The sequence below is a fragment of the Pseudoalteromonas sp. SR45-4 genome (genome assembly GCF_014163535.1).
GTDB classification, from domain to species: domain Bacteria; phylum Pseudomonadota; class Gammaproteobacteria; order Enterobacterales; family Alteromonadaceae; genus Pseudoalteromonas; species Pseudoalteromonas nigrifaciens.
This window is the reverse complement of sequence record NZ_JACJDO010000007.1, coordinates 102,630-118,940: the sequence shown is the minus strand read 5'-3', so window position 1 is coordinate 118,940 and position 16,311 is coordinate 102,630. Positions and strand designations below refer to the sequence as shown.

Sequence of the window (16,311 nt, the reverse complement as noted above, 5' to 3'; positions counted from 1 at the left end):
CCCGATTTTTCAAAAGCTTGGTTAAGTAATTCGGGATCTAAGATGCCAGATAAGTTATCAAGCGTTGTAAATTCATCAGCAGATGAGAAGGTGGTTGAAAGAGCTGTTTGAATATCCATAAAAAAACCGTAATTAGCGAAACTAATTACGGATTATTCACGATCATTTAGATCGGTCAACCGATCAATTAACCTTAACTGATCGGCATTAGGCCTTAATGGCCTTTTTTTATTTATGCAGGTTGATTATTTTTCTAGCAAAATGTCATGTATTTTTGCTAGGTCTGATTTGCCAGCAATAATTTCATCCGGTGTTAAACCCGATAACTCATGCGGAAACACTAGCCATTCTTCAGACTCATGAATATAGTAATCTGGCTTCATGTCTACTTTAGAGTTTTTAGGCTTGTAGTAAGGGCATGCAATGCGAATATCGCGCGGTAAGTTTAAACGCATTAGCTCTGAAAGCTTTTCTTTTAATGCAAAAATACTGCGGCCAGAGTCAAACACATCATCAACAATAAGTAATGAGTCACCTGCATTAGCATTTTCTACAATGTAGTGTAAACCATGTACTTTTATCTCTTTAGATTGCTTTCCAATGCCATAATAAGACGATGTACGTACCGCAATGTGATCGGTTTCAATGCCTTTGTAATCGTAAAATTCTTGCACTGCAATACCTATGGGTGCACCACCTCGCCAAATACCAATAATGAAATCTGGACGAAAGCCATCATTATACACTTGCGCTGCTACGCGAAATGAATCTTCAAGTAATTGTTGAGCCGTGATATAGCACTTATCTGACATAGTTAGGATCCCAGTGGTGAGTACAACATTTGAGCGCAGCTTAGATTAAAGCTGTAAATGAAACGTTCAAACATCTAAGGCGAGGGATTTTACCGTAATTTAAATCAAAATGCTTGTTTGCAGCACAAAAAAATAGGCACCAAACGGTGCCTATTATAATTTTTTAATAAACTAACTCTGCAAATATTACGCTTTTTCTAACAAGGTGCGAGCAACAGTACGCATGCCTTGTGTGGTAGCGCCTGCAGCCCATTGGTTAGTGCTGCTCATATTAAATGCAGCTGCCAGATCAATATGCACCCAGCCTTTGCCATCATTTGCTACAAAGCGCGATAAGAAACCAGCCGCATTTGATGCACCACCATAACCACCGCCTTTTTGCGCACGGCTGTTAGCTGTATCGGCATAAGCCGATGGGCAGTTTTGCTGATGCCACTTTTCAAGTGGTAATGGCCACGCTGCTTCCATTTCTTGAGAAGCAAAGTCTTCAACTTCACGTACTAGCTCTTTATCAAGTGCAAACAAAGCATTGTACTCTTGGCCAACAGCAACTAGCGCAGCGCCGGTTAGTGTTGCAGCATCAATAATTAATGGCGCACCACTCTCACCTGCAGCCATTAAGCCATCAGCTAATACTAAACGCCCTTCAGCATCAGTATTTACAATTTCAACTGTAGTGCCATTTTTATACGTTAAAATGTCACCTAATTTATAAGCATGGCCAGAAATTAAGTTTTCTGCACAGCATAAAAACAGCTTAATACGTTTTTCAATACCGCGATTAATAGCCAGCGCCAAACCAGCCGTTACTGTAGCAGCACCGCCCATATCGCACTTCATGCCTAGCATACCTTCGCTTGACTTAATTGAGTAACCGCCTGAGTCAAACGTAATCCCTTTACCTACAAGCGCAGCGCTTACTGGCGCATTTGCGTCGCCTGTTGGGTTGTAATCAAGCTCAAGTAAAACTGGCGGGCGAACACTACCACGGCCAACAGCATGAATACCGATCCACTGTTGCTCTAATAATGCATCGCCTTTAATAATTTGGTAGCTCACATGCTCAGGCGCTAACGATTGAATAAATTCAGCGGCTTTTTCAGCAAGGCTTTCTGGGTAAATATCATCGGCAGTACCGTTAACCATTTCGCGAGCCCAAATAGCTGAGGTTTTTAAGTTACCTAGCTCTTTAATATCTGACTGTGTGTTGTCAACAAAGGTAACGCCATTTAACGATTTAGGCGTTACAAACCCTTGATAAAACGCCCACTGGCTTTCGGTACACCAAGTATCGCCAGTTAGTTCAACAGCTTTTACGCCTTGAGTAGCAATAGTACGCGCTGCTTTTTGAACATTTTTTAATGTTTCTTGCTCAGATAAATGAACGGTTGCCCCGTGTTCATTAAAAGATAACGACGCGTTTTCGCCCCAATGGCTTGGTGCTGACTGCTCGCTTAGTTGAACAACAAATTTTTCACTCATGTTAGAATATCCTTGCACTTAAATGTGCCACCGAGTTTACTATAGAGCGCTTGAGTTCCCAACAGCTTGAGATAAATAACATAAATTACGCTACGGAAGTTATTATGAAGTACCAACCTGCCCTGCAATCAGCCACCTTATTAAAACGCTATAAACGTTTTTTAGCTGATTTACAGCTCAGTGATGGCTCAGAGTTTACCGCCCATTGTGCCAATACAGGTAAAATGACTGGCTGCGCTGAACCCGGTTTTAATGCTTTTTACTCCACCAGTACTAATAGCAAACGCAAGTACCCGCAATCGTTAGAGCTCACCCAAAATAGCTTATCGCAACTTATTTGCGTTAATACCGCAGTAGCAAATAAAGTGGTTGCTGAAGCTATAAATGCCAATCTTATTAGTGAGCTTAACAATTATGAGCAATTACAAAGCGAAGTTAAATATGGCAACGAAAACAGCCGTATCGACTTTTTACTAACCAGCGATGAGCGTCCTAATTGCTACGTTGAAGTTAAATCGGTAACGCTCTTAAGCCAAGATAACCCCCGCAGTGGCCAAGGCTACTTTCCTGATGCACCAACTCTGCGCGGGCAAAAACATATTCGCGAATTAATAGAGATGGTGGAGCAAGGTCATCGTGCAGTATTACTTTTTGCTGTACTGCATCAGGGAATAAATCAGGTAAGCGCTGCTGCTCATATAGACAATAAATATGCACAGTTACTAAATGAGGCAATTAACCAAGGCGTTGAGGTATTTGCATATAAAGCAGATATTTCTACCAATGAAATCATCTTAAAAGAGAAGCTCCCTTTTATATAATCATCATTTAATACAAAGTGTTGTAATTAGGTTTTGGTAAATACAAATATAAAGCAGCGGTAATGGGCTAAATATATAAAGTAAACTTTAAGTAACACCTTGTTTTTTAACTTTTAGCCCACATATATAGGCAAGTTTAGAAACCGATAGTGCGATTAAAAAAAGTACAAATATTACTTATCATACTTTTAAATCAATAAACGTGGTTACAGCTAATTCGATTAATTAAAAATAAATTTGCCTAGGGTATAAGATTCTGTTATTTATACCGCCGGCTAATGCTGAGGCATTAAATTAAGGATTTAGGAGAGAGTTATGCCAAACCAAAATAGATTAGGATTATTGGCTCAAGCCGGTTTAGAACCATACCAAGAAAAACCAGGTGAAGAGTATATGAATGAAGCACAACGTGTTCATTTTAAAACAATTTTAGAAACTTGGCGTAACGATTTACGCAACGAAGTTGATCGTACTAAATCGTATATGCAAGATGAAGCTGCTAACTTTCCTGATCCAGTTGACCGTGCTGCGCAAGAAGAAGAGTTCTCTTTAGAACTGCGTACTCGTGACCGCGAACGTAAACTGATCAAAAAAATTGAAAAAACAATCAACTTAATTAAAGAAGATGATTTTGGTTTTTGTGAGTCTTGTGGTATCGAAATTGGTATTCGCCGCTTAGAAGCGCGCCCGACTGCTGATTTATGCGTAGACTGTAAAACACTTGCAGAAATTAAAGAAAAGCAATCTGGACGTGGCTAATTAACTTATATTAATTAGTTATGTTTACTACAGCCGTTATTACGCCAACGCGTAAATACTGCGGTCGCTTTGCACCGTCTCCTTCTGGGCCATTACATTTTGGCTCATTAGTAGCGGCTGTAGGTAGCTATCTTGATGCTAAAGCTAACCAAGGAAAATGGTTAGTTCGCATCGAAGATATAGACACCACTCGCGTTGTAAAAGGCGCCGACACCGACATTCTAAATACCTTACAAGCCTATTCTCTGCACTGGGATGAAAACGTCGTTTATCAAACACAACGTTTAGATTTATACCAAGATGTTGTTAACTCTTTACACAATAAAAACCTTATTTATGCCTGTAGTTGCTCGCGCAAACAAATTAAAGCTATTGGCGGAATTTACCAAGGTCATTGTAAAAACCTGCACCAAGATATAACCCACAGTGCCCTGCGCCTTAGCCAAAGCTTTGCCACCAACCAATTTAACGATTTAATTCAAGGCGACATAAACGTTAATAACGCCTTTGCTGCCGAAGATTACATAATAAAGCGCAGCGATGGTTTATTTGCCTACCAGCTTGTGGTGGTAATTGACGATATAGACCAAGGGATCACGCGCATTGTTAGAGGGGCTGACCTAATTGAGCCTACCGTTCGCCAGATCAGTTTGTTTAAACAACTTAATAGCCCTGTCCCCCAATTTGCTCATTTACCCTTAGCAGTTGCAAAGCCAGGCTTTAAGCTCTCAAAGCAAAATTATGCGCCAGCAATTTGTAAGCAAAACCCTAAACCGGTACTTATCGATGTGTTCGCGTTTTTAGGCCTAGCAGTCCATAGCCAGCTTATGGACTTAAATATTGAGCAACTACTTGCATGGGGGGTAAATAACTTTAGCTTAAATCAAGTGCCAAACCTTGCTGAAATTCAAATTTAGCAGTCCACAACTCCCCGCGCGCAATAATTTAGACCTTTAAGTAAATAAAAATCGCTAAAAATGGCTTAATTTCAGTGCAGCAACTTAATTTTTAAACCTTGCTGGTATATGATAGCCGCCTAAATATATGCTATTTACATTAATCAGCCAGTAATAGGTTATAACACCTACATTTGCTGTAATTTTGATTGCAATGGCAAGTCAATCAACACCTTCTAGGAGACAGACTATTATTTCCAAGCTTTTTCAATTTTGTCGACAAATAATCGGCCCAAATGCCAGTGCCGAAAACACGGCAATAAGCAGCGAACCGCTAGTGATCTCACGAGGTGAACATGGTATTTCTCGTAAACAATTTAGCCCAAATGCAATCAAAGTTTTATACCGTTTAAAAGATGGTGGTTTTGACGCCTACCTAGTTGGTGGTTGTATTCGCGATGTATTGTTAGGTCAACAGCCAAAAGATTTTGACGTGGTAACAAATGCCACGCCAGAACAAGTTAAAAAGTTATTTAGAAACTGTCGTTTAATTGGCCGCCGCTTTCGTTTAGCTCACATTGTATTTGGTCGTGAAATAATAGAAGTAGCTACCATGCGCGGGCACCACGAAGCGCCAGAGGACAAAAACCAAATAAGCCAATCGAGTGAGCAAGGACAATTGCTACGCGACAACGTATTTGGCAGTATTGAGGAAGACGCAGAACGCCGTGACTTTTCAATCAATGCACTTTATTACTCAATTAACGATTTTTGTATTTACGATTACGCCAATGGTTTAGCCGCAATAAAAGCTAAACAAATTGAGCTAATTGGCGATCCAGAAACGCGTTACCGTGAAGATCCGGTGCGCATGCTACGTGCGGTACGCTTTGCCACTAAGCTAGATATGAAAATTGCACCAAACAGCGAAAAGCCGATGACTGCTTTAGCAAGTTTGCTAGATAACATTCCACCGGCGCGTTTGTTTGAAGAAATACTCAAACTGTTTTTAAACGGCAAAGCACAAGCTAACTACTTAATGCTGCGCAAATACGGCCTATTTAACTCACTGTTTCCAGAGCTAAACCGTATTTTAGATAATAATCCTGGCGGGCTTGAAGCCACTTTTATTGAAAACATGTTTAAAAATACAGACGATCGTATTAACGCAGATAAAAAAGTAACCCCTGCGTATGTATTTGCTGCGCTACTTTGGTTTCCGCTATTAGAGCGCACTAAAACAGTACAAAATGAAGAGCAGCTCTCTGAATACGATGCATTTTCGCAAGCAATTAATAGTGTACTTAGCGATAACGCCCAGCACATAGCTGTTCCTAAACGCTTTACTTTAGGCGCACGCGACATTTGGCATATACAGCATCGTTTAGATAAACGTGCCGGCCAACGTGCATACAGATTAACGCAGCAACCTCGCTTTAAAGCCGCATACGACTTTTTATTAATGCGTGTAGAGGCAGGAGAAACACAACATAGCGAGCTTGCTCAGTGGTGGACACAATATTTGAGCCTAGATATTAATGGCCAAAAAGAAATGGTAAGAACCTTGGGTCAGCCTGCGGGGCCAAAACCACGCAGACGCGCTCGCCGTCGTACACCTAAAAAGCCAACAGAGTAACTTCTATGCACTGTGTTTATTTAGGTTTGGGTGCCAATTTAAACTCACCAAAAAAGCAGCTTGATAACGCTATTGCCGCGCTTAAAAAGCTGCCAGATTGTGAATTTATAAGTGTTTCGCATTACTATACGAGTAAGCCCATGGGCCCACAAGACCAACCTGACTATATTAACGCCGTTGCCTGCATAAACACTACGCTTAGCCCTGAAAAGCTGCTTGATTTAACCCAAGCAATTGAGCTTGAGCATGGCCGTGTTAGAAAAGCCGAGCGTTGGGGGCCACGTACTTTAGATATAGATATGTTATTGTTTGACGCACAAACAATTAATACCGAGCGCCTTATAGTGCCTCATTATGGTTTAACTGAACGTGAGTTTGTTGTGTATCCACTGCTAGAACTTGCGCCAAAACTTATTTTACCCAGCGGCATTGCACTACACACTATTGCAAATACATTACCGCTTAACAATTTACAACAATTACCACAGTAATTAACTAAGGCTTATGCCGGTGAGAAAATTATGTCTAAAATAACAGTTTCAACTTTAAATAAAATGAAAGCAGAAAAAAATAAAATTACTGCTTTAACAGCTTATGATGCCAGTTTTGCTAAGTTATTTCATGATAACGGCGTTGAAGTTATTTTAGTTGGCGACTCTTTGGGTATGGTATTACAAGGCGGCGACGATACACTTGGCGTAACTAATCAAGATATTGCCTATCACACTCGTTGCGTACGTGCGGGTAGCCGTGAGCTGTTTGTAATTGCTGATATGCCGTTTATGACTTATTCGAGCCCCAATGACACCTGTAAAAATGCCGCTGAGCTAATGCGTGCTGGTGCTAATATGGTTAAGTTAGAAGGGGGTGAATGGCTTTTTGAGAGCATTGAAGCCCTAACTCAACAAGGTATTCCTGTGTGTGGTCATTTAGGCCTAACGCCGCAGTCGGTACATGTATTTGGTGGTTTTAAAGTACAAGGGCGTGCAGAAGAGCAAGCACTAAAAATAATTGCCGATGCTAAAGCCCTTGAAGCGGCTGGCGCACAATTATTAGTACTGGAATGCATTCCAAGCGCACTGGCAAAACGCGTTACCGACGCATTAACTATTCCTACTATTGGCATTGGCGCGGGTAATACTACCGATGGTCAAATATTAGTAATGCACGACTTAGTAGGTATTTCTGCTGGGTTTATTCCTAAATTTTCGAAAAACTTTTTACTCGAAACAGGCAATATGCCTGAAGCCGTTAAAAAGTATTGTACCGATGTAAAAAGCGGTGCCTTTCCAAGTGCCGAACACGAGTTTAAATAATGCAGTCAATTACTGAAATTAAATCATTACGTAGCCAAATTAAAGCATGGCGCCAAGCCGGATTAAGCATTGCCCTAGTACCCACTATGGGCAACTTGCACTTAGGCCACTTTTCGTTAGTCGAAAAAGCAAAAATGATGGCCGATAAAGTCGTAGTAAGCATTTTTGTTAACCCTATGCAATTTGGCGCTAATGAAGACTTAGACAATTACCCTCGTACCCTTGATGAGGACAAGCGTGGCTTAGCCGACCTTGAAACTGATATTGTATTTACGCCAAGTGTAGAGACTATTTATCCTAATGGTTTAGCTGCACAAAGCTTTGTAGATGTACCTGATATTTCATTAGGTTATTGTGGTGGTTCACGCCCAGGGCACTTTAGAGGTGTGGCAACAGTTGTTACTAAACTCTTTAATTTAGTGCAGCCAGATTACGCTTGTTTTGGCGAAAAAGACTTTCAGCAGCTACAAGTAATTAAAACTATGGCTCGCGACTTATCGATTCCGGTTGAAGTTATTGGTGTATCAACTATGCGTGAAGTCTCTGGGCTTGCTATGAGTTCGCGTAATGGTTACTTATCGAATGAGCAAAAAGACAGTGCCACCGCACTTTTTAAAGTGCTTAATAACTGCGCTGAGCAACTTAAAAGTGGTAATACAGACTTTGCTACGCTGGAAGAAACAGCCAAACAAAGTTTACAGCAAGCTGGATTAAAACCAGACTATTTTTCGATAGCTCAACGAGATACGTTAAAAGCTGCTACACTCGATGATAACAAATTTGTTATTTTAGCCGCGGCCTATTTAGGCAGTGTTAGATTAATCGATAACCTTCAGGTTGAAGTTTAATATAACCGCGACTTTCATTTAAGGATAAGCATGCATACTTTAATAAAAATGAGCGCAGTAGCCCTTACATTTATGCTATTAGCAGGTTGTCAGAATAACGCTGGAAATCCAGAGTTAAATCAATGTGCACAACAAAACTATCAATGCGAAAGTAGTTGTGAGCAACAATCAACTGGCGAAGGTTTAAAGCAGCAAGTATGCTCAGCTAAGTGTGTTGAGAGCTATAATCAGTGTAAAGCACAAGCCGAAAACTTAGGTAACATATAAGTATTAGGCTTGTACCTGAACAGTAAATATAAAAAAACCGCTCAATGAGCGGTTTTTTATTGCGTATAATTTAGTGACTTAATTTAAGCCTAACTTTTTAAGCTCAACTTCAGCCAATTTGGCTGAAAGCGGTACATAACCGTCTTTTTCTACAATTTTTTGCCCATCTTTCGACAATACCATTTTTAAAAATTCAGCTTCAATTGGTGCTAATGGTTTATTAGGGTGCTTGTTCACGTAAAGGTATAAAAAGCGCGACAGCGGATACTTACCTTGTGCTACATTTTCAAGCGTTGCATCAACAAAGTGGCTGCCTTTTTTGGCCAGTGGAACTGTGCGTACACCAGAGGTTTTATAGCCAATTCCTGAGTAGCCAATCGCGTTCAATGAAGATGAAATAGACTGCACTACAGATGCTGAACCCGGTTGCTCATTTACGTTATTACGAAAGTCGCCTTTACACAGTGCTTTCTTTTTAAAGTAACCATAAGTGCCTGATACCGAGTTACGCCCATACAATTGAATATCTTTAGCAGCCCATTCTCCAGTTAAACCTACGTCACTCCAGCGGTTAACTTGCTGCGTTGCACCGCACTTACGAGTAGATGAAAAAATAGCATCTATTTCATCAATACGTAGCCCTTCTATAGGGTTGTCTTTGTGTACAAATACCGCAAGTGCATCGATGGCAACCCGTACTTCTGTGGGTTTATAACCATGGCGTTTTTCGAATGCTTCAACTTCTTTTGATTTCATTTTACGGCTCATTGGCCCTAAATTTGCTGTGCCTTCGGTTAATGCCGGTGGCGCAGTTGATGAGCCAGCTGCTTGTATTTGAATATTTATATTTGGATAAATACGTTTATATTCTTCAGCCCAAAATGTCATCATGTTCGCTAATGTGTCTGAACCTACCGATGAAAAATTCCCTGAAACACCACTAATTTTTTGATACTCAGGTAGTGCGTTATCCAAAGCGACTGCTTGTGCAGATACAAACGTTGTAACAGCCACACCCATTGCGGCAACTAAGTTTTTAAATTTCATGTGGGGTTCTCCAATTTGTTCGTCCCATTTTTTAACTGTGTTCACTGTAAATTGTGTAGATGACAGTGATATTACCCTTAAATGACACTTTTATGACTTGCCACTTGTTTGTACTGTGCTGCTCATAGGTACTATTTTATTACTTGAAAAATCAAAAGAAAAACACGAACCTTGACCCAAAACACTACTAATATTTAACTGGCTATTGTGGCGAGTTAATACGTGTTTGGTAATTGCGAGCCCAAGGCCTGAACCACCTGTAGTGCGACTGCGCGCTTTATCTACCCGGTAAAAGCGCTCCGTTAAACGATTTATATGCTCAGGCGCAATACCATCACCATTATCGGTTACGCTAAAGCAAGCTCGATCGTTTTGACGCTGCCAACATATTGTTATTTTTCCGCCTGGTTTAGTGTAATGAATGGCGTTAAAAACTAAATTAGAGAATGCACTGCGCAGTTCATCTGCTGATCCGCTAATATCTAAGGAAGTATCAATATTAAAAATAAGCTGATGCTTTTTTTGCTGATTAATTGAGTTAGCTTCTGTTTGAATATAGTTAAGTAGTAAGGGTACATTAACCGCTTTATCGTTATTTTGCTTACGCGCACCTTCTATACGTGATAGTGATAGCAGCTGAGTAACTAAACTGTCCATGCGTTTGCATTGCTCAAGCATAGTATTTTGGGCTTTATTCCACATTGCGGGCGGTGGCATCATGTCGCTATCCATCATCTCAAGATAGCCTGTAACCACCGTGAGCGGGGTTCGCAGTTCATGCGACACATTGGCAACAAAGTCTTTGCGCATTTGTTCTAGTTGCTTTAAGCGGGTTACATCGCGTACTACTACCATTAACTGTGTGCTGGCATAGGGCATAACTCTAAACTCAAGTATTTGCTCTATGTTATGACCACTTTCAAGCTCCAGTGGCTCGGTAAATTGGCCGCGGTGCATATACTTAGCAAATTTAGGTTCACGAATTAAGTTATCCAGACGCTGCCCTTGATCTGTAGGCCACTGCAAGCCTAATACTTTTAATGCCAGTTGATTACACCAATAAATGGTTAAATCATTTTGCAGCACTATCACCGCATCAGGAATGGCTTCAGCACCATCACGAAAGCGATGAATTAATGCCGATAGTTCATTACGCTTTTTACGATTACGATGCTGCAGCTGATAAATACCTTCGAATACCTGCTCCCATGCGCCCTCTCCTTCGGGCGGGTTAAAGCTTTGTTGATTAAGCAACCAATCACTTAAACGATAAAGTTGGTAGTAGTGCCAAATAAGTAGCGAAAATGAGCCTAAAAATAACAATAAAAAAGGGGCACCTACTAACAGCCCTATTAGCAGTAAAGGTATAAAATAGATAAACAGCCGTTTAACTAAGGTGCGTTTATTAATAACTCTATACATACACTGTTACCTTAAAGTCACTATCCATTGGTACTTAGTTAAGCTGCAAGCACATTATAATTTACTTGAAAAGCGATAACCTGCTCCGCGTACCGTTTGCACTAAGCGGTCATGCCCTAAGGGTGAAATAGCTTTACGTAAGCGGCGAATATGTACATCAACCGTACGGTCTTCAACATATACGTTAGTACCCCAAACTTGATCAAGTAATTGCTCGCGGCTATATACGCGCTCGGTGTGGGTCATAAAAAAGTGTAGTAATCTAAATTCGGTGGGCCCCATATCAAGCTCACTGCCACCAGAAGTAACACGATGCGAAATAGGATCTAGGCGCAGGCCATGTACGTCAATTGCTTCTTCTAATGAGGTGGGCGACACACGACGTATAACCGCTTTAATACGGGCCATGAGTTCTTTTGGCGAAAATGGCTTAGTAACATAGTCATCTGCACCTACTTCTAGGCCGCGTACTTTGTCTTCTTCTTCGCCACGAGCGGTGAGCATAATAATAGGAATTGCGCGCGTGTATTCATTTTGTTTAAACTTTTTAGCAATTTGGATTCCGCTACCGCCAGGTAACATCCAATCGAGTAATACCATATCAGGGTATGGCTCTACCATTGCCGCAATAGCAGAGTCATAATCTTCTGCTTCAATTGCCTGAAATCCATTTTGTTCTAAAACAAAAACCAGCATTTCTCTGATCGGTGCTTCGTCATCAACGACTAATACTTTACGTGACATTCCATTTATCTCTTAGCTATCGAATTTGTTTTCATTATTATGACTAAGTATGACACTTTTATGAAAACCTAGCGCGTAAGTTAATATAACAGTAAAAAAATACAAAATAGTGACAAAATAAATATTTACACGCAATTATAACGATAAAGCAAAGCGTATAGCAGGATCATTATTTTACTAACATTGCGTATTAAAGTAGCCAACTTTGCTCGCTTAAATAGCATGCGCTAACCTAGTAATACAATTATGATCAGCATTGTGATGATCTTAAATTAAAAGATCAGAGTTTTATTAAGTAGATCCTTCCAGGGATCAGTATTATACCTAGTGAAACAGCTAAGCTGATGATTGTTTGTACTATTCTTTTATTTAATAATGAATTTAAGCACCAACTAGGGCTAAAACACCGGTTTACTTAGTAAAGTAATGATCTAAAACTGATCACGTTAGTAATTCAGTGATCCTAAACACCTACTGTTAGTAAGATATTGATCCCTAAACGGCATAAAAAAAGCCAGTGCAATGCAACTGGCTTAGTAAACTAATCTAAAATGATCAATTATTTAATGCGTGGGTTTAACTCGCCGCTTAAATACTTAAGATGCATTTCATCTAATGAAATTGGTTTAATTTTGCTAGCTTGGCCTGCTGTACCAAACGACTCATAACGCGAAATACAAATATCGGTCATGGCTTGAGTTGCTGCCGCTAAAAATTTACGCGGATCGAAGTTTGCCGGATTAAGCGCCAAATGGCGACGCACCGCACCGGTAGATGCTAAACGTAAATCTGTATCAATATTAACTTTACGTACGCCAAACTTAATCCCTTCAATAATTTGCTCTACTGGCACGCCGTAAGTTTCTGGAATTTCGCCACCGTACTGATTAATTATTTCTAACCATTCTTGTGGAACCGATGATGAGCCATGCATTACTAAGTGAGTATTTGGAATACGTGCATGAATTGCTTTAATACGATCAATCGCTAAAATATCATCCGTTGGTGGACGAGTAAATTTATACGCACCGTGCGATGTACCACAAGCAATTGCCAGTGCATCAACATGGGTTTTATTTACAAAGTCAGCCGCTTCTTCTGGATTAGTTAGCATTTGCTCAGTGGTTAATTTACCCTCTGCGCCAATACCATCTTCTTCGCCTGCTTCACCTGTTTCAAGCGAACCTAAAACACCCAGTTCGCCTTCAACAGAAACACCACACGCATGTGCCATTTCTACAGTTTTACGGGTTACTTCTACGTTGTATTCGTAGCTTGAAGGTGTTTTACCATCGCTCAATAATGAGCCGTCCATCATTACTGATGAAAACCCAAGTTGAATTGAACGCTGACATACACCCGGTGATGTACCGTGATCTTGATGCATAACCACTGGAATATGTGGCCACTCTTCAACCGCTGCTAAAATCATATGACGAATAAATGGGGCACCAGCATAAGCACGTGCGCCTGCAGAACCTTGCACAATTACAGGGCTATTGGTTTTGTCAGCCGCTTCCATTATTGCGCGCATTTGCTCTTGGTTGTTAACGTTAAAAGCAGGTACGCCATAACCATGCTCAGCGGCATGATCCAGAAGTTGTCGCATACTGATTAAAGCCATTGGGTTTTCTCCAATTTTTTGATAGCAGTTCTCTGCCATCTAGTTTGAACGGATGTGTTAGTTTGGCGCAATTACTGCGCCACGAATTAGTACTGATAAACAGTAACTAACGCGTAAAAATCAATTATTAAATTAGGGTGAGAGGTATTTAATAATTAATTATTGCGGATGAAGTAACCTCCATCCGCTTACGCCTAAATAAAATAAATTACTTAGCGCGCGATTCTAGCATTTCAACTGCTGGTAGCTTTTTGCCTTCTAAAAACTCTAAAAACGCACCACCACCAGTAGAAATATACGATATTTTATCGCTAATGCCGTACTTATCAATTGCCGCTAAGGTGTCGCCACCGCCTGCAATCGAAAACGCATTTGAATTAGCAATAGCTTGGGCAATAGCACGAGTACCGTTACCAAATTGGTCAAACTCAAACACGCCAACAGGGCCATTCCATACTACAGTACCTGCATTAGCAATTATTTTTGCCAGCTTGTTTGCTGTATCTGGGCCAATATCAAAAATCATATCGTCGCTGGTAACTTCACTTACATCTTTAAGTGTTGCTACTGCTGAGTCTGAAAACTCATTACCTACAACAACATCAGTCGGTACTGGAATTTCACCATTGTTAGCAACAGCCGCTGCGCATAAGCGATTCGCTTCATCCATTAAATCAGCCTCGTAAAGCGATTTACCAACAGGATAACCCGCCGCCGCAATAAAGGTATTAGCAATACCGCCACCGGTTACTAGCTGATCAACAATTTTTGATAGTGAATCAAGCACTGTTAATTTAGTAGACACTTTTGAACCACCCACAATCGCCACTAATGGGCGAGCTGGGTTATCAAGTGCTTTGCCAAGAGCTTCAAGCTCTGCCGATAATAATGGCCCTGCACACGCAACATCTGCAAATAAACCTACGCCATGGGTAGAGGCTTGTGCGCGATGCGCCGTACCAAATGCATCCATTACGTAAACATCACATAATGCTGCAAGTTGTTTAGATAGCGCTTCGTCGTTATTTTTTTCGCCTTTGTTAAAGCGTACGTTCTCAAATACCACCACTTCGTTATCAGCAATCTCAACACCGTTTAGGTAATCTTTTTCTAAACGTACTGTTTGCTCTAGGGCATCGTTTAAGTAATTAACGACAGGAGCAAGAGAAAACTCTTCGTCATATTCCCCTTCCGTAGGACGGCCAAGGTGTGACATAACCATTACTTTTGCGCCTTTTTCAAGGGCTAACTTAATTGTTGGTAGCGCCGCACGAATACGCGCATCTGACGTCACTTTACCTGCTTTAACGGGTACATTTAAATCTTCACGAATTAATACACGCTTGCCGTTTAAATCTAAATCTGCCATTTTTATGACCGACATGAACATCTCCTTAGTTAACGATACTAAACCCAATAAAAGGCGGTTATTTTATATTAGTTATTTTTTCTAACGCGACCATTGCACGCGCAGTGTCGAGCATTCGATTAGCAAAACCCCACTCGTTATCGCACCAAACTAGTAACTTTATCAGTCGTTTATGACTAACTCGTGTTTGGGTACCATCTATAATACAAGAATGTGGATCATGATTAAAATCAATCGATACTAGTGGCTCTGCGGTGTAACTTAAAATGCCTTCAAGGCGATCTTTAGCTTGTGCTTTAAGCGCACTATTTACTGCATTTAAATCTACATCGGTATTAACCGTTACACTTAAATCCATAGCCGTTACGTTAATAGTAGGCACGCGTACAGCAATGGCTTCAAAGCGGCCTTTAAATTTAGGTAAAATACGGTCTATACCGCGGGCTAGTTTTGTATCAACTGGAATAATAGATTGGCTGGCTGCGCGTGTACGGCGTAAATCGTGGTGATAGGCATCAATTACCGGCTGATCGTTCATCGAGGCATGTATTGTGGTAATAGCACCCGATTCAATACCAAACGCATCATCTAACACTTTAATAACCGGCACTACACAGTTAGTAGTACACGAACCATTAGAGACGATAGTGTGCTCTGGTTTTAGCTCATCGTCGTTAATACCATAAACAATAGTGGCATCAACATCGTTATCAGCTGGGTGCGAAAACAACACTTTTTTAGCGCCAGCGGTTAAATGCAGCTGTGCATGTTCGCGCGAGTGATAAACTCCAGTACATTCAAGTACTACGTCTACATCTAAGGTTTTCCAAGGTAATTCCGCCGGATTTGGCTCACAGAAAAGAGCAATAGCATCGCCTGCTACGCTAATGGTGTCCTCACCAAGCTTTACAGGAAAAGAGAAACGACCATGAGAGGTGTCGTATTTTAATAAATGAGCAATAGCTTCAGGGTCAGCAAGTTCGTTAATCGCAACAATTTTTATGTCGTTGCTCAAACCTGATTCGTATAACGCGCGGACAATATTTCGACCAATACGACCAAAACCATTAATTGCAAGTTTGATTGCCATGAAATATAAAATCCACTCTTTTTGCGTGCAGATAAAGGCAATGTGCCTTTTAGATGGCGGTATTGTAATCGACCTTGAGCTTTATTATAAGAGGGAGCGATTAGAAACTTTAAATAAATGATAAGTTAAAAATTAAATATTAACTTATAAGCTGCTAGAGGCTCGGCTATATAAGGTA

The 16,311-nt window shown here is 40.6% G+C and carries 16 protein-coding genes; 8 read left to right on the top strand and 8 right to left on the bottom strand.

Annotation, left to right across the window (positions count from 1 at the left end; translation table 11 throughout):
- Positions 1–245: 245 nt before the first annotated feature.
- Entirely contained in the window at positions 246–812 is a 567-nt protein-coding gene (locus H5058_RS05390) for a phosphoribosyltransferase (protein ID WP_011327308.1), read from the bottom strand.
- 186 nt (positions 813–998) lie between these two features.
- Entirely contained in the window at positions 999–2,294 is a 1,296-nt protein-coding gene (gene pepB, locus H5058_RS05385) for an aminopeptidase PepB (protein ID WP_182677201.1), read from the bottom strand.
- A 104-nt stretch (positions 2,295–2,398) separates the two neighbouring features.
- On the opposite strand from pepB, the gene sfsA reads away from it, so the two are divergent.
- From sfsA to H5058_RS05345, 8 genes are all read left to right on the top strand, one after another.
- Positions 2,399–3,115 (top strand): DNA/RNA nuclease SfsA, encoded by a 717-nt coding sequence (sfsA, locus tag H5058_RS05380; protein ID WP_182677199.1) that lies wholly within the window; start codon positions 2,399–2,401, stop codon positions 3,113–3,115.
- A 315-nt stretch (positions 3,116–3,430) separates the two neighbouring features.
- Positions 3,431–3,874, top strand: a complete 444-nt coding sequence (dksA, locus tag H5058_RS05375; RefSeq protein WP_011327305.1) for an RNA polymerase-binding protein DksA — start codon at positions 3,431–3,433, stop codon at positions 3,872–3,874.
- A 20-nt stretch (positions 3,875–3,894) separates the two neighbouring features.
- Positions 3,895–4,791, top strand: coding sequence for a tRNA glutamyl-Q(34) synthetase GluQRS (gene gluQRS, locus H5058_RS05370; protein ID WP_182677197.1), 897 nt, complete (start codon positions 3,895–3,897; stop codon positions 4,789–4,791).
- Between the two features lie 193 nt (positions 4,792–4,984).
- Positions 4,985–6,406, top strand: a complete 1,422-nt coding sequence (gene pcnB / locus H5058_RS05365; protein WP_080516806.1) for a polynucleotide adenylyltransferase PcnB — start codon at positions 4,985–4,987, stop codon at positions 6,404–6,406.
- Between the two features lie 5 nt (positions 6,407–6,411).
- Positions 6,412–6,897 (top strand): 2-amino-4-hydroxy-6-hydroxymethyldihydropteridine diphosphokinase, encoded by a 486-nt coding sequence (gene folK / locus H5058_RS05360; RefSeq protein ID WP_182677195.1) that lies wholly within the window; start codon positions 6,412–6,414, stop codon positions 6,895–6,897.
- Positions 6,898–6,927: 30 nt separating this feature from the next.
- On the top strand, positions 6,928–7,722 hold the full coding sequence (panB, locus tag H5058_RS05355) for a 3-methyl-2-oxobutanoate hydroxymethyltransferase (protein WP_011327301.1): 795 nt from the start codon (positions 6,928–6,930) through the stop codon (positions 7,720–7,722).
- Positions 7,722–8,570 (top strand): pantoate--beta-alanine ligase, encoded by an 849-nt coding sequence (gene panC / locus H5058_RS05350; protein ID WP_011327300.1) that lies wholly within the window; start codon positions 7,722–7,724, stop codon positions 8,568–8,570. The genes panB and panC overlap by 1 nt, the downstream gene beginning before the upstream one ends.
- 30 nt (positions 8,571–8,600) lie before the next feature.
- Positions 8,601–8,837 carry a hypothetical protein gene (locus H5058_RS05345; RefSeq protein ID WP_011327299.1) on the top strand — a complete coding sequence of 79 codons (237 nt, stop codon included), beginning with the start codon at positions 8,601–8,603 and terminating at the stop codon, positions 8,835–8,837.
- A 78-nt stretch (positions 8,838–8,915) separates the two neighbouring features.
- Here H5058_RS05345 and H5058_RS05340 read toward each other — a convergent pair whose 3' ends face one another.
- The 6 genes from H5058_RS05340 to epd form a co-directional block, all read right to left on the bottom strand.
- Entirely contained in the window at positions 8,916–9,884 is a 969-nt protein-coding gene (locus H5058_RS05340; protein ID WP_011327298.1) for a PstS family phosphate ABC transporter substrate-binding protein, read from the bottom strand.
- Positions 9,885–9,974: 90 nt separating this feature from the next.
- Positions 9,975–11,306, bottom strand: a complete 1,332-nt coding sequence (phoR, locus tag H5058_RS05335) for a phosphate regulon sensor histidine kinase PhoR (RefSeq protein WP_089367798.1) — start codon at positions 11,304–11,306, stop codon at positions 9,975–9,977.
- 54 nt (positions 11,307–11,360) lie between these two features.
- On the bottom strand, positions 11,361–12,050 hold the full coding sequence (phoB, locus tag H5058_RS05330) for a phosphate regulon transcriptional regulator PhoB (protein WP_011327296.1): 690 nt from the start codon (positions 12,048–12,050) through the stop codon (positions 11,361–11,363).
- A gap of 559 nt (positions 12,051–12,609) precedes the next feature.
- A complete protein-coding gene (gene fba / locus H5058_RS05325) occupies positions 12,610–13,674 on the bottom strand; it encodes a class II fructose-bisphosphate aldolase (protein WP_058374510.1) in 1,065 nt (354 codons plus the stop codon).
- Positions 13,675–13,882: 208 nt separating this feature from the next.
- Positions 13,883–15,058, bottom strand: a complete 1,176-nt coding sequence (locus tag H5058_RS05320) for a phosphoglycerate kinase (RefSeq protein WP_058372639.1) — start codon at positions 15,056–15,058, stop codon at positions 13,883–13,885.
- Positions 15,059–15,101: 43 nt separating this feature from the next.
- Complete coding sequence (gene epd / locus H5058_RS05315) at positions 15,102–16,133, bottom strand: erythrose-4-phosphate dehydrogenase (protein ID WP_182677193.1); 1,032 nt, start codon at positions 16,131–16,133, stop codon at positions 15,102–15,104.
- Between the last annotated feature and the right edge of the window lie 178 nt (positions 16,134–16,311).